Below are 12,879 nucleotides of genomic sequence, written 5' to 3' on the forward strand. Positions count from 1 at the left end.
GGCCGCGGCGCGACACGCGGCCCGCCACGTCTGTACTGCAAAAAGCACTGCAAAAAAAGGGGTAAATCATGCGAATGGTGATTGCGCTCGGCGGCAACGCGTTGCTGCGCCGCGGCGAACCGATGACCGCCGACAACCAGCGTGACAACGTGCGGCTCGCGGCCGAACAGATCGCGCAGATTGCTGCGGACAACGAACTGGTGATCGCGCACGGCAACGGGCCGCAGGTCGGTCTGCTGGCGTTGCAGGGCGCCGCCTACAAGGACGTGCCCGGCTATCCGCTCGACGTGCTCGATGCGCAGACGGAAGGGATGATCGGCTACGTGATCGAACAGGAACTCGGCAACCTGCTGCCGTACGAGGTGCCGTTCGCGACGATCCTGACCCAGGTCGAAGTCGACGCGAACGATCCCGCGTTCCAGAACCCGAGCAAGCCGATCGGCCCGGTGTATCCGCGCGACGAAGCGCAGCGCCTCGCGGCCGAAAAAGGCTGGAGCATCGCGCCCGATGGCGACATGTTCCGCCGCGTGGTCGCGAGTCCGCGTCCGAAGCACATCTTCGAGATCCGCCCGGTGAAATGGCTGCTCGAGCACGGCACCATCGTGATCTGCGCGGGCGGCGGCGGCATTCCGACGATGTACGACGAAGCTCACAAGAAGCTGCACGGCGTCGAAGCGGTGATCGACAAGGATGCGTGCGCGGCGCTGCTCGCGCAGGAACTCGACGCGGATCTCCTGGTGATCGCAACCGATGTGAACGCCGCGTATGTGGAGTGGAACAAGCCGGGTCAGAAAGCGATCGCGCAGGCCCATCCGGACGAGCTGGAAAAACTCGGCTTCGCGGCCGGTTCGATGGGCCCGAAGGTGATGGCCGCCTGCGAGTTCGCGCGCAATACCGGGCGCGACGCGGTGATCGGCGCGCTGTCCGACATCGTCGCGATTACGCACAACGAAGCGGGCACCCGGGTCAGCATCGCGCAGCCCGGTATCCGGTACTACCCGTAACGCGTAGCGCGCCGCGTCCCGCGCGCGGCGCGTGGGTTATGCCGCCGGCGTGCCAGAGGTGCCAGAGGTGCCAGAGGTGCCCGAGGTGCCCCGTGCGTCCGGCGTAACCGCTGTCCCCGCGCTTGCACCGCGCGGCGCCACGTCGTGCAAAAACGCGTCGATCGCCTCATCCACACCGACGCGCCGCCCCAACGCGCCGACCTGCTGTTCGAGCCCCTCGGCGCGCAGGATGTCGCGCGCGCCCGCGTGAGCGGCGACGATCCGCAGCCGCATCCCCGCCTTGACCAGATCGGCGTGCAGCGTCGCGAGCATCCGTGCGCTGGCGAGATCGACCGCCGGCGAACTCGACAGATCGCAGATCACGAGCCCGAGCGGCGCCGCGCTCGCGCGGATTTTCCGCCACACGGCCGCGCGCACGTTGTCGCAATTGAAATAGAACAGCGACGACTCGACCCGGAAAATCAGCACGCCCGGCACCGCTTCGTTCTCCGGATGACGTTCGAGATCCGAATAGCGACGCGTGCCCGGAATGCGGCCGAGAATCGCCACGTGCGGATGCGCGGCGCGCGTGATCAGCAGCAGCATCGATGCGAGCACCGCGAAGATCACGCCCTTCAGAATGCCGAGCAGCAACACCGCGGCGAACGCGACCGCCGACACGAAAAACTCGTAGCGGCTCACGCGCCAGACATGCCGCAACGCTTGCACGTCGACGAGCCCTTTGACCGCGACCAGCACGATCGCGGCCAGCACGACGTTGGGCAGATTCGCGAGCAGACCGGTCAGGAACAGCAGGCACAGCCCGATCGCCGCCGACGCGAACACCAGCGCGAGCGGCGTGCGCGCGCCGGCCTTGTCGTTGACCGACGACTGCGACAGCCCGCCCGCGACCGGATAGCCGTGGAACAGCCCCACCGCGAGATTGGCCGCGCCGAGCCCGAGCAGCTCCTGGCGAGCGTCGATCTCGTAGCCGCGCTGCTGGGCGATCGCGCGCGCGGCCGACACGCTTTCCACATACGACAGCAGCAGACAGGCAAACGCGAGCGGCACGATGCCGTCGACGTCGCGCACGTGCAGCGGCGGAAACTGCAAGGTAGGCAAACCGCGCGGCAATGCGCCGACGACCTGGAAGCCGAGCGCGCCGAGCGGCGTGACCGACAGCAGCACGATCGACAGCACCACGACGCCCAGCGCCACCGGCCGTCCGGGCAAGAACTTTTCGCCGAGGAGCAGCAATGCGAGCGCGGCGAGACCGAACCCGAGCACGGCGACATGGGTATCGGGAAGCTGCGCGGCCAGCACCGCGATGCGTTCATAGAACTGTTCGCCGCCGCCTTTCACGCCGAACAGTTTGGGCAGTTGCGTCAACGCGATCGTCAGCGCGGCGCCGGCCTTGAAGCCGAGCAGGATCGTCTCGCTGATGAAGTTGACCAGCGAACTGAGCCGCAGCAGCCACGCGAACCCGCACATCACCGCGACCAGAAGCGCGGTGAGCGCGGCGATCGCCGCGAAGCGCAGCGGGTCGCCGGCCGCCATGTCCGCGACAGTCACGCCGACCAGCATAGAGATCGCCGAAGTCGGCCCGATCGCCAGTTGCCGCGACGATCCGAACAGCGCATACGCGAGGCCGCCGGCCAGATAGCAGTAGATCCCGTATTGCGGCGGCAAACCGGCCAACGTCGCGTAGGCGAGCGACACCGGTATCCCGTAGGCCGCCAGCGTCAGACCCGCGAGCGCGTCCGCGGCCAGCCACTGCGGCCGATAGTCGGGCAGCCATTGCGCGGGCGGCAAGATCGCGCGCCAGCCGCGCGCGGGCGCGTGACTGTCGATTGGGGCGACGGGGATTCGCGGTTGCGCCATCGCACCCTCCTTGTCCGCCGGGCGGCGTGCGTCGGCGCGGCGAGCCCGTCGAGCCTGTCGATCGACACCGGCATCGTCATGTCGCGCAACTGACGCAGATAACAATCCCGGCCGTTCCGGCCCGAACGTGCAGCCGGCGGCGGGAAACGATTCACTTGTTGGCCCACGGATTGAGCAGGATCACGAAGCCCGCGACGCCGAGCACCATCGCCAGCGCACCGATCCGCACCAGAGAGCTGTCCTCGTACAGCAAGCCGCGAATCGCCGACGCGATGCCGCCCAACGCGATGAATATCGCAATCGCCGCGAGCACGATCCTGCCTTCCACGCGTTCCATGATTGCTGTCATTCGCGCAGGATTTTCCACGGCCCGTCGCCGGTCTTGCAGACGGTCGGCATCCACGTCTGCGTCTGCCCTTTCGCGGTTGCAACGAGGGTCGCGTGCCGGCAGGTCCGGTCGCCCTGCTTCAACGTATCGCGCGGCGTCACCGTGCCGGAGATCGTCACCGGGTTGCCGGTGCCGGCGTTGCTCCAGTCGAACGATTCGCCATCCTTACCTTGTTCCAACGCCTTCTGCGCGGCGCTATTGAGCGCTTTGCGGTCGGCCTCGCGCATGTAGGTTACCGGCGTGTCCTTCAGAAAGTTCAGGTTGGCCGCATGGCTCGCGGCCGCGCCGCCGAGCAGCGCCAGCGCGCCGCAACAGACGAGGACCGCGCGCGCGGCCGGGTGAGATCGCAATGACAGCAATGACATGGATGGGCTCCTCGGAATCGGTAGCGGATGCGGGCGGTGGCGAACCACGAGCGCGACGACGGGCGTGCGGCTCACAAATGATCGTCGACGCGCTGCCATGTGCTGTCCGGATTGAATTCGGTGATCGGCGGCGCATGCGGGCCGCGGTTCTTCTGATAGATCACGCCGTTGTTGTTGACCACGAAGGTCATCACGCCGCTGGTGCCGTACTCGGCCGGATACGCGACCATCGCGAAGCCGGCCAGCATATGGCCGTTGATCACGTAGCTGAACGCGCCGCCGGGCGCGTGGCGACCCTGCTTCGTGAGGATCTGGAAGTGATAGCCGCGGTACGGATCGCCGGCCCGGTGGCCCTTCAGATACTCCGAACTCGCGGCGACCAGCGGACCGAACGGACTCGCTTCCTCGGCGCTGTTCGCATCCGTGTGCCAGTACAGGCCATCCTGCTTGCCGGGCGTGCTGGCGAGCTTCTGCGCGTATTCGAGCACGCCGTCGTGGTTGCGCGCGCGCGACGCGTATTCGCGCTGCGCGGCCAGATACGCGGTCAGCACGTTGATCGCCGCGCGCTCGTTGGCGCCGATGCGCCGATTGATGATCTCGTCCTCGCCCAGCTCCGTCGCGAAGCGCCAGCTGCCGCCTTCCTTGACGATCGGAATCGGCATCGGCCACGCTTCATTGCCGACCAGCAGGATGCGGCGATCGGGGCCCGCTTCGTCGAGCGCGTGGAACGCCTGTAGTTCGGCGCTAGCGTTCGCCCAGTTCGCTTCGTTTTCCGCGTGATCGGGCGACACGACGAGGCGCTTGTGCGCGTCGCCGAAGATCTCGACCAGCGCGGTTTCGTTGTCGGTTTTCAGCGCGTCGGCGAGCGCGGCGACCGCATCCTCCGGGGTGGCGAACGTGCGTTGGCCGGCGGCCCATGCGTGATGCGGCAGCGCCAACGCGAAGAGTGCCGCGCTGGCGAGCGTGGCGGCCCACGCGACTAGCCGGCTTACGAGCGGCGCGTTGCGCGCGCCCGGGTTGCCGCCGCTGATGATGCGCTTGGTCATCGTCGTCGCCTCTCGTCGTTCAGGGTTCCTCAACGCCGGCCGCCACCGCGACCGCCGCCCATGCCGCCGCCACGCGGCGCAAAACCGCCGCCGCCACCCGAAAAGCCCCCGCCGCCGCGCGCGCCGCCTCCGCCGCCAAAGCCGCCGCCGCCCGCCGACGCACGGGGCGCCTGGCCGCCGCGCGCTTCCGAGAACGACTGCCGGCTCGCCGCGCCGCGCGCGCTATTGGCCTGCGTGTCGCGCGCGGAGCCGTAACCGCTGAACGCATCGCCGCGGCCTCCCTCGCCACGCGAGGCCGGCGTCTGCGAAGCGCGCGGCGTCTGTTCGCGCGGACTCATCGACGCATTGCGCGGGGTGGCCTGGGCGCGATTGCCTGCCCCTGCCCCTGCTCCCGCGCCGCCGCCGGCAAATCCGCCACCCGCATTGCCGCCGCCCGCATTGCCGCGCGCGGGCGGATCGCCGACCCGCTGCGTGCGCGTCGACCGATCGGCGATGCCGCTGACTTGGCCGGGCTTCTTGTCCGGCGTCCAGGACGTCGTGCGGTTCCCGCCCGAGCGATTCACGTCGCCGGTGTTGATGTTGCCGCGGTCGCCCCGATTGACGGTGCGGTCGCCGCGATCGACGTTGCGCTCGAAGTTGTTCTCGCGGTTGATATTGATGTTGTTGTTGCCGCCGCCACCGTAGTGCGCTTCGTAGTGGCCGCCGCTCCACGCGGCGCCGAGCGCGGCGCCCCAGATCAGACCGGTCGCGAGCGCCGCGCCGGGCGCGTACGGGTAGTAATAGGCCGGGTACGGCGCCGGATAGTACGCATACGGTGCCGGCGCGCCGGCGACCACGACTGTGGTCGGGTTGTACTGCGGCACGTAGATCACCTGCGGATCGGCCGGCTGGATCTTGATCACCTCTTTTTCGACCACCACGACCTGCTTGTCGTCGGATTTCAGATTGCCGGCCGACTGCGTTTGCCGCCGAAAGCGCTGGATCGCTTCGAGCACCGCGCCCTGGTCGGCGACCACCGCTTCGCCGAGATCGATGGTCCAGTCCAGATCGGTGCTCATCTTCTTCACGACGTCTGGGTAATTGGCGAGCGCCTTCACCGGGTCGTGCCAGGAGTCGTTGAGCTTGAGCGACTGGTTGCTTTTGCGTTGATCGAGGAAGCGGTCGACCTGAACGATTTCGACCGGATAGGTCGCGGACGGCAGGATGATCGCGATCAGGTCGTCCGGATACAGCGCGATCGGCCCGACCAGCTTGTCCAGTTCGGCCGGCGACGCCGGTGCCGGCGCCGCGCCGACGTTGGCGGCCGGCGCCTGGGCGAGCGCGGCCGCGCTGAACAGCGCGGTCGCGGAGAAAGCGCACAGCGCCGCGCATAAGGTCAGCGTGAGCGCGCCGCGCGCCGTGTCCAAACGCGCTGCCGGCTTGCACGGGCGCTGCGCCGCGTTGACCGCCGGCCGCCCGCCGGGCGCCGAAGCGGACCTCGCGAGCGGGACGATCCGTTCGAGAGCATGCGTGATGCGCTCCATCGCTATTTCCCCCTCACGCGTGGCCGGCACCGCGCGTTGCATTTTCGACGAGACCGCGAAGCGCGGCGACCGAAACGATACCTGCACTTTTTCAGAAATCATTTCACCAGCGCCGCGTGTTGCCGCCAATACGACCTTGGTCCGATGCGCCGGTCACGGCGCGCGCGCCATGATGTAAGCGAACCTGCCATGCTGTGCGCGCGATGCGCCGGGCGGCAGCCGACGACCCGCACCCGCGTGCGTTCACGCAAGGAGCTGTCGTGAAAAAGGTGACGAAGTATCTGGTGGTTGCAGCGTTGAGCGTCGCGCTGCCGCTCGAGGGCATCGGTCAGGCGCGGCCCATCGCGTACCCGGCGAAGGGCCAGAGCGCGCAGAAGCAGCAACAGGACGAAGGCGCCTGTTATTCGTGGGCGAAAAGCAATACCGGTGTCGATCCGACCGCGGTCGCCAATGCGCCTCCGCCGCCTTCGGGACCGGCGGTCGGCGGCGGCGAGCGGCTGGGCGGGGCCGCGCGCGGCGCGGCCGGCGGCGCGGTGATCGGTGCGATTGCCGGCGACGCGGGCAAAGGCGCGGCGATCGGCGCGGCGACCGGCACCGTGGTCGGCGGCTCGCGCGCGCGGCAGAACCGGCGCGCGCAGGCGGCGCAGAGCCAGGCGAACACGCAAGGCGCGATGGACACCTTCAATCGCGCCTGGGCTGCGTGTATGCAGGGGCGCGGCTACACGGTCCACTAGACGGTCCGCTAAAGCGCGGTGCGCGCGCTCGTGCCGTCCCGCGCGTGGCGTCAACTGTGACCGCGCGGACGACGTCTGTGCGGCAATCGAGGAGAACACCATGAAATACGGCCGACTGATTTGCGCGGCGGCGTTCCTGTGCGCGGCGCAAACCGCGTTTGCGCAGGACGCGCCGCAAGTGACCACGCAACGCGAACCCGGCAAGGTGACCGTCACCGGCACGGTCAAATCGGTATCGACGATCGTCGGTATCGAACCGTCGACCCGCACGATCTGGCTCAAGGATGCGAAAGATCGGGTCGTGCAGGTGGTGGTCGGCGAGGAAGCGCGCAACTTCGACCAGCTCAAACTCGGCGACAAGGTCAGCGCGGAATACTCGCAGGCGGTGACCGTCACGCTGAAGAAGACCCATACGCCGCCGAGCGCGAACGCGACCGAGTCGATCGAGCGCGCGGCGCTCGGCGCGAAGCCCGGCGGCTCGGCCGCGCGGGAAGTGACGGTGATCGCCAACGTCACGGCGGTCGATCACCACAGCGGCACGCTCACACTGAAAGGGCCGCAAGGCAACTCGGTACAGCTGGTCGTGGAGGATCCCGAACAATTGAAGCGGATCAGGAAAGGCGACCAGCTCGAAGTGGTCTACAACGAGGCGGTGGCCATTTCGGTCGAACCGAAGGCCGCCAATTAGCTGCGCGGGGGTACGCGCCGCTGACATCCGGCCCCGGCCGCCATCCGAACCGGAGTCGCGGCGACCACGATGAACGACCCGGCCCAGCGCCCCAGCGAGCCCGCGGCACCGCGCGAGGCCAGGCTGCGCTCGTTCGACCTCGCGCGGATTCTGGTCGCCGGCGGCGTGCTGGTCGCGCTGATCGGCGGCAGTTTGTATATCGTCAGTCCGTTCGTGCCCGCGGTGATCTGGGCGAGCACGATCGTGGTCGCCACGTGGCCGCTGATGCTCAGGCTCCAGCAAGCGTTCGGCGGCCGGCGCTGGCTCGCGGTGTCGGTGATGCTGCTGCTCGAGATCGTCGTGATCTGCATTCCGACGTTCGGCGCGGTCTATACGCTCGCCGACCGCGCGGACGACGTGATGCGCTTCGTGCAGGGGCTACCGAACGATACGCTGCCGGCGCCGCCGCGCTGGTTCGGCAGCATGCGCGTATTGAAGCCTGTGACGCTCGAATGGCAGCGGCTGTCCGAGGCCGGGCCCGGCGGCTTGCTCGCGCGTATCGAGCCTTATGTCGCGGTCGCCGCGAAATGGCTGCTGCTGCATATCGGCGTGGTCGGCGAACTGGCGTTGCACCTGCTGCTGATGATCATCGTGTGCGGGCTCCTGTATGCGAAGGGCGAAGCGATGGTGGCGTTGCTGATCGCGCTGGCGGTGCGGGTCGCGCCCGATAGCGGTGCCGGCGTCGTCTATCTGACCGGGCAGTCGATCCGGGCGATCGCGCTCGGTGTCGTGGTCACCGCGCTGGTGCAGGCGTCGCTCGCTTCGGCGGGGATCTGGCTGGCGGGTGTGCCGTTTGCGGGCGCGCTCAGCGCGTTGATATTGGTGCTGTGCCTCGTGCAGCTCGGGCCGCTGCTGCCGATGCTCGGCTCGGTGATCTGGCTGTTCCTGCACGGCTTTCGGATTACCGCTGCGGTGCTGCTGGTGTGGGCCGTGTGCGTATCGACGCTCGACAATGTGCTGCGGCCGCTTCTGATTCAACGCGCTGTCGCGTTACCGCTGGTGCTGATTCTGGCCGGGGTGATCGGCGGATTGATTGCGATGGGGCCGGTCGGATTGTTTGTCGGGCCGGTTCTGCTGGCCGTTACTTATCATTTGTTGCTGGATTGGGTCGGCGCCACGAATCGAACGGCGGCGTTCGAGCGCGCGGCCGGCCCCGCCCGGGTCAGCGCCGAGCCCGCCGGTGTTAAAGAGGATGCCGCGCCGCGTGAGGAGTAACGGCCGCCCCGCCGGCCGCGCCGGTTACTTGCCGGGCTGCGCGGCTTTCGCGGCTTCCGGGGCTTTCGCGGCGGGCCGCATCCGGCGCACCGTCTCACGCAGCAGCTTGCGCGCGCCTCGTTGCGCGTAGTTGTGCAGGTGTGCGACGTCGACCAGCCGGCCGCGCGCGGTGATCAGCAGCTCCCGTGTCTCGTGCCAGCTACGGTGAGTCGCCCAACGCTCCTTGTAGTCGACGTGCACCGGACGCAAATCGAAATCCAGCCCGCGCGCATGCGCCCACTTGAGCAGGTCATACAGGTGCAGGGAGCCGACCGAATATTCGCCGAATGCCGGATCGTAAGTCGTGACGCCGCCCTCCAGAGTCTGGCCACCGACCATGTTCAACGACGCGGCGACCGGCAAACCGTCCACCTTCAGAAAAGCGACCAGCGGCGTCTTCGACAAATCCAGTCTTTGCGCAAGCCGCGAGAAGAACGCGACGATCCGGTCATCCTCCAGGTACTCGTTCTCGATGCTCCGCGCGGCGGCCCATGCGCGCTTCTGTTCGATGATCCAACCGAGCAGCCGCGTGGTCTCCTCGGGCGTATCGCACCAACCAGATTCGACGGGCCCGAGTTGTTCGAGCCGCCGGCGACATTTGCGCAAAACCTGGCGAAACCTCGACGACAACGATGCGTTCTCAAACTCGACGAAGCTCGCAAATCCGCGCAGGCCGATTGCGTATCCGGGGTGGCCGCGTTTGCTCGATGGCAGCAGACGATGCGCACGCGATTGCGGCGCGGTGTCGAGCGCCGCCTGCAGCCTCGTGCCGTTGGCGACCCGGCTTACTTCGACGAGATCGGCGTCGAGCCGCTTGAGCGCGGTCATGAGCGCCGGCCAGATGTCGTCGCCGACACCCAGTTTGACGAGCGGCTGGCCGTACTCCTCGCGCGCGCCGCAGGTCAGGCGCCGCGCGACCCGCAGCAGCGCGCGGCGCTCGATCACGAACGGCCACAGCGCGACCAGGTCGTGACCCTCGCGAAGCAGCAGCACCCGCACCGCCATGCGTTGCTCGAAGGCTATCGATGCCGCCAGTTCGCAGTATGGGTAGCCCTCGCATAACGACGGATTGTCCGCCTGAGCGGCCAAGGTGTCCCACACACCGCGCAACGCGCCGAGCCCGTCGATGGAATCAACGGACACGATTTCGTGAGTGAATCGGCCCGCTTGCGCGGCATGCGACAGAGCGGTTACGAACTGTGTTGCCATGGTCACGCTATCTCCGCATCGATGGGTTGACGATCGGCCGCACTGCCGCGCTCGCGATTTGCGTTGGCGTCGGGCAACGTGCGTCCGGCGTGCTGGCGAACGAATAAAAGGGAGGACAACAGAATGTCCGGGTTGCGCGCCTGCGTTCGCGAATCGCCAGTCGTTCGCTTGCGCATACACGCCGTCATTGCAGATCCTGTTGCGCCGGCGTCGCCGTCGGCGCAGCGTGTGCCACGGCCTCGCCCCTGCCCCTGCCGCTGGCGAGCCGCCGTTTTATTGCGTCGATCAGCGGCTGTTCCACCAGCACGGCGAGCGCAACCGACGCGGCAACCATCGCGCAGACCAGCACTGCAATGAGCAGCACACCCGATGCGCCGGGCCGGTAAAAACGATGCAGCACCTGCGCGCCGATCGTCTCGTGCAACAAATAAAGCGGGTAGCTCGCGCGGCCGGCCAATTGCACGATCACCGGCCCCGCCCGCGTCCAGCGCGGCCGCAGCGCCAGCGCGGCAACCAGCAGATAGCACGCGGTAATGACCGCGATCACCGCCCACTGCGACGGCGGCTCGGGGAAATGCCCGTCGTCCAGCTTGTACAGCGTCCAGTACAGCGCGACCGGAAAGCTCGCGACGACGAGCGCCGGCATCGTCCTGCCGCCTTTGCCCGTGGAGATCAGGTACAGTGCCGCGCCCGCGATGAAGAACGGCGCCGAGTGCGAGACGAGCGCGCGCGGCAGCGCGCCGAGCGGCACCCAGATGCCCACCGCGGAGATAGCCAGCCACGCCCACAGGAACAGCGGCAGCGCGCGCCGCCCGGCCCCGCACCACAGCCCGAACATCAGCAGATAGAAGACCCATTCGACGGCGAGCGTCCAGTACGAGCCGTTGATCAGCCGCCCGTGCAGCAGCTCGCCGAACATGGTCAGATTCACGAGCACGTCGCGCACGGTAAAGAACGGACCGCTGGTGAAGAACGCGACGTACGCGACGGTGATCGCCGAGCACACCACGAACGCGGGATACAGGCGCGTCGCGCGGTTGACGAGAAAGCGCACGGGCGTCGCGGCCGCCTCGAGACTCATCGCAATCACGAGTCCGCTGATGATGAAAAAGAGCGGCACGCCGAGGTTGCCATAGCGGGTCACCGGGTAGATCCCCGTGCGCAAGTCGTACGCGGTGTAGTGGTAAAGCACGACGATCAACGCCGCCGCGAACCGCACGGCGTCGAGCCACGGAATGGTCGTTCTGGTTCTAACGCTAGCTTCAGCCATGGGCATCTCGCAGCAGGAAGGATGTGCCGCGCGTCGGCGCGCGGGAGTTACGTCAGCGGTCCACAGGCAGCCGGAAGTTTCTTTCAGCGCGCGCTCGTTTCGATGCGCAAACACGTGTCAATCACGTATCAAACACGGATCAAACACGGCCCAGCAGACGCTCCCATTGCGGCACGATGCAATCGAACGAGAAGTCTTTGGCGCGCGCGCGGCGCGTCGCTTTCGCGCCGTGCGTATCGGCCGTCGTCAGCTCCCGCACGATCGAGTCGGCCAGATCGGCGACCGCGCCGTTGGCGACCAGCGTGCCGTGACGACCGCCATCGAGTACTTCCCGCGGCCCGGACGGGCAATCGGTCGAGACGATGCGCGCGCCTTGATAGAGCGCCTCGATCAGCACCTGCGACAAACCCTCGAAACGCGACGACGCAACCACGAGGGAAGCGCGCGCCATCGCCTGATGCGGACTGACGAAACCGGGCAGATGCACGCGCTGCGCGATGCCTAGCTGCGCCGCGAGCCGCTCCAGTGCCGCGCGCTCCTCACCCTGGCCGAGGATGACCAGATCCACTTCCGGAACGCGCCCGGCGACCACCGCGAACGCGCGGATCAGCAGATCGAAGCCTTTCTGACTGGTGAGACGCCCGACCGAGAGTACGAACGGCTTTTGCATCCACGCTGCGACTGCGGGCGCGCGCTCGAGCTGACTGTCGATACGCGCGATGTCGATCGGGTTGTAGATGCAGGCGATACGGGAAGCGTGGCGCGGGAACATCGTGCGCAGGCTTTGTGCTACGCCTTCGCTCACGCCGATGGTCTGCCGCGCAAAGCGAAGGTTCAGGCCGAACAGCGTTTTATAGATCACGCGCTGCGCGCTGCCCTTGTTTTCGAGGAAAACCGTCAGGTCCTTGTGCAGCCACAGCACGACGGGCTTGCGAAAGATCGCGCCGAGCAGCACGGCGGCCAGATGCGTCTTGATCTCGAGCGAGCCGACGACCACGTCCGCCTCGCGCAGTGCGCGCCACAGCGACAGCGGCCGCCCTCCGCGTGCGGCGAACACCGAGTTTCCCGCGCGTGCGAGGTTCTCCGGAAGCGCGTGATCCGCGCGCCTGTGATTGAGCGTATGGATACGCACGTCACCGCCGCGCGCAACGATTCCGCTCACCACATTCAGCGTGACGAGTTCCGCGCCCCCACCCCTGATGTCCTGCATCAGAAACAGTGCGTTTTTCATCTGCTTGACTGGACGATGTCAGGCCGCGAGCGGGCACGTTACGACTATCACGGCAATCGCCGTGGAACCATTCGATTGCGGAAATTGCAGTGCGCGTTCTTCCATGGTCGGCCTCGTGGTCTACGTATTTTTGGTTCGCCTTCCGAAGCATTCGGCAGGCACGCGTAGACTGGCATTCCATTTTTACCGGCTCCGTGCGCAAACGCACACCAAGTTCTACCTGATGCACATTCGATTCGCAGGCGCGCGGCGGACCGTTTTGCGTTCA

At 67.3% G+C, this 12,879-nt stretch carries 12 protein-coding genes; 4 read left to right on the plus strand and 8 right to left on the minus strand.

Going from position 1 to position 12,879, the window contains the following annotated elements; all coding sequences use genetic code 11:
* Nucleotides 1–68 precede the first annotated feature (68 nt).
* The gene (gene arcC, locus LJ656_RS08340; protein WP_230508790.1) at nt 69–1,004 is read left to right on the plus strand and encodes a carbamate kinase; all 936 of its coding nucleotides are present in this window, start codon (nt 69–71) and stop codon (nt 1,002–1,004) included.
* Nucleotides 1,005–1,040: 36 nt separating this feature from the next.
* Here the strand turns inward: arcC and LJ656_RS08345 are convergent, their stop codons facing one another.
* The 5 genes from LJ656_RS08345 to LJ656_RS08365 all read right to left on the minus strand — a co-directional run bounded on the left by LJ656_RS08345 (nt 1,041) and on the right by LJ656_RS08365 (nt 6,288).
* On the minus strand, nt 1,041–2,864 hold the full coding sequence (locus LJ656_RS08345; protein ID WP_230508791.1) for a SulP family inorganic anion transporter: 1,824 nt from the start codon (nt 2,862–2,864) through the stop codon (nt 1,041–1,043).
* 151 nt (nt 2,865–3,015) lie between these two features.
* A complete protein-coding gene (locus tag LJ656_RS08350) occupies nt 3,016–3,201 on the minus strand; it encodes a DUF2964 family protein (protein ID WP_230508792.1) in 186 nt (61 codons plus the stop codon).
* A gap of 8 nt (nt 3,202–3,209) precedes the next feature.
* Nucleotides 3,210–3,617 carry an RT0821/Lpp0805 family surface protein gene (locus tag LJ656_RS08355; RefSeq protein WP_230508793.1) on the minus strand — a complete coding sequence of 136 codons (408 nt, stop codon included), beginning with the start codon at nt 3,615–3,617 and terminating at the stop codon, nt 3,210–3,212.
* Between the two features lie 71 nt (nt 3,618–3,688).
* A complete protein-coding gene (locus LJ656_RS08360; RefSeq protein ID WP_230508794.1) occupies nt 3,689–4,663 on the minus strand; it encodes a DUF2950 domain-containing protein in 975 nt (324 codons plus the stop codon).
* A 29-nt stretch (nt 4,664–4,692) separates the two neighbouring features.
* Entirely contained in the window at nt 4,693–6,288 is a 1,596-nt protein-coding gene (locus tag LJ656_RS08365; protein ID WP_230508795.1) for a DUF3300 domain-containing protein, read from the minus strand.
* Between the two features lie 158 nt (nt 6,289–6,446).
* Here LJ656_RS08365 and LJ656_RS08370 point away from each other — a divergent pair, with 158 nt between their 5' ends.
* From LJ656_RS08370 to LJ656_RS08380, 3 genes are all read left to right on the plus strand, one after another.
* A complete protein-coding gene (locus tag LJ656_RS08370) occupies nt 6,447–6,920 on the plus strand; it encodes a glycine zipper family protein (RefSeq protein WP_230508796.1) in 474 nt (157 codons plus the stop codon).
* 100 nt (nt 6,921–7,020) lie between these two features.
* A complete protein-coding gene (locus tag LJ656_RS08375) occupies nt 7,021–7,608 on the plus strand; it encodes a hypothetical protein (RefSeq protein ID WP_230508797.1) in 588 nt (195 codons plus the stop codon).
* Nucleotides 7,609–7,677: 69 nt separating this feature from the next.
* Nucleotides 7,678–8,862, plus strand: coding sequence for an AI-2E family transporter (locus tag LJ656_RS08380; protein WP_230508798.1), 1,185 nt, complete (start codon nt 7,678–7,680; stop codon nt 8,860–8,862).
* A gap of 24 nt (nt 8,863–8,886) precedes the next feature.
* Here LJ656_RS08380 and LJ656_RS08385 read toward each other — a convergent pair whose 3' ends face one another.
* The 3 genes from LJ656_RS08385 to LJ656_RS08395 all read right to left on the minus strand — a co-directional run bounded on the left by LJ656_RS08385 (nt 8,887) and on the right by LJ656_RS08395 (nt 12,611).
* A complete protein-coding gene (locus LJ656_RS08385; RefSeq protein ID WP_230508799.1) occupies nt 8,887–10,044 on the minus strand; it encodes a GNAT family N-acetyltransferase in 1,158 nt (385 codons plus the stop codon).
* 250 nt (nt 10,045–10,294) lie between these two features.
* Complete coding sequence (locus LJ656_RS08390) at nt 10,295–11,380, minus strand: acyltransferase family protein (RefSeq protein WP_230508800.1); 1,086 nt, start codon at nt 11,378–11,380, stop codon at nt 10,295–10,297.
* Nucleotides 11,381–11,519: 139 nt separating this feature from the next.
* Nucleotides 11,520–12,611, minus strand: a complete 1,092-nt coding sequence (locus LJ656_RS08395; protein ID WP_230508801.1) for a glycosyltransferase — start codon at nt 12,609–12,611, stop codon at nt 11,520–11,522.
* Between the last annotated feature and the right edge of the window lie 268 nt (nt 12,612–12,879).

The organism is Paraburkholderia sejongensis (assembly GCF_020880815.1).
Taxonomy (GTDB): Bacteria; Pseudomonadota; Gammaproteobacteria; order Burkholderiales; family Burkholderiaceae; genus Paraburkholderia; species Paraburkholderia sejongensis.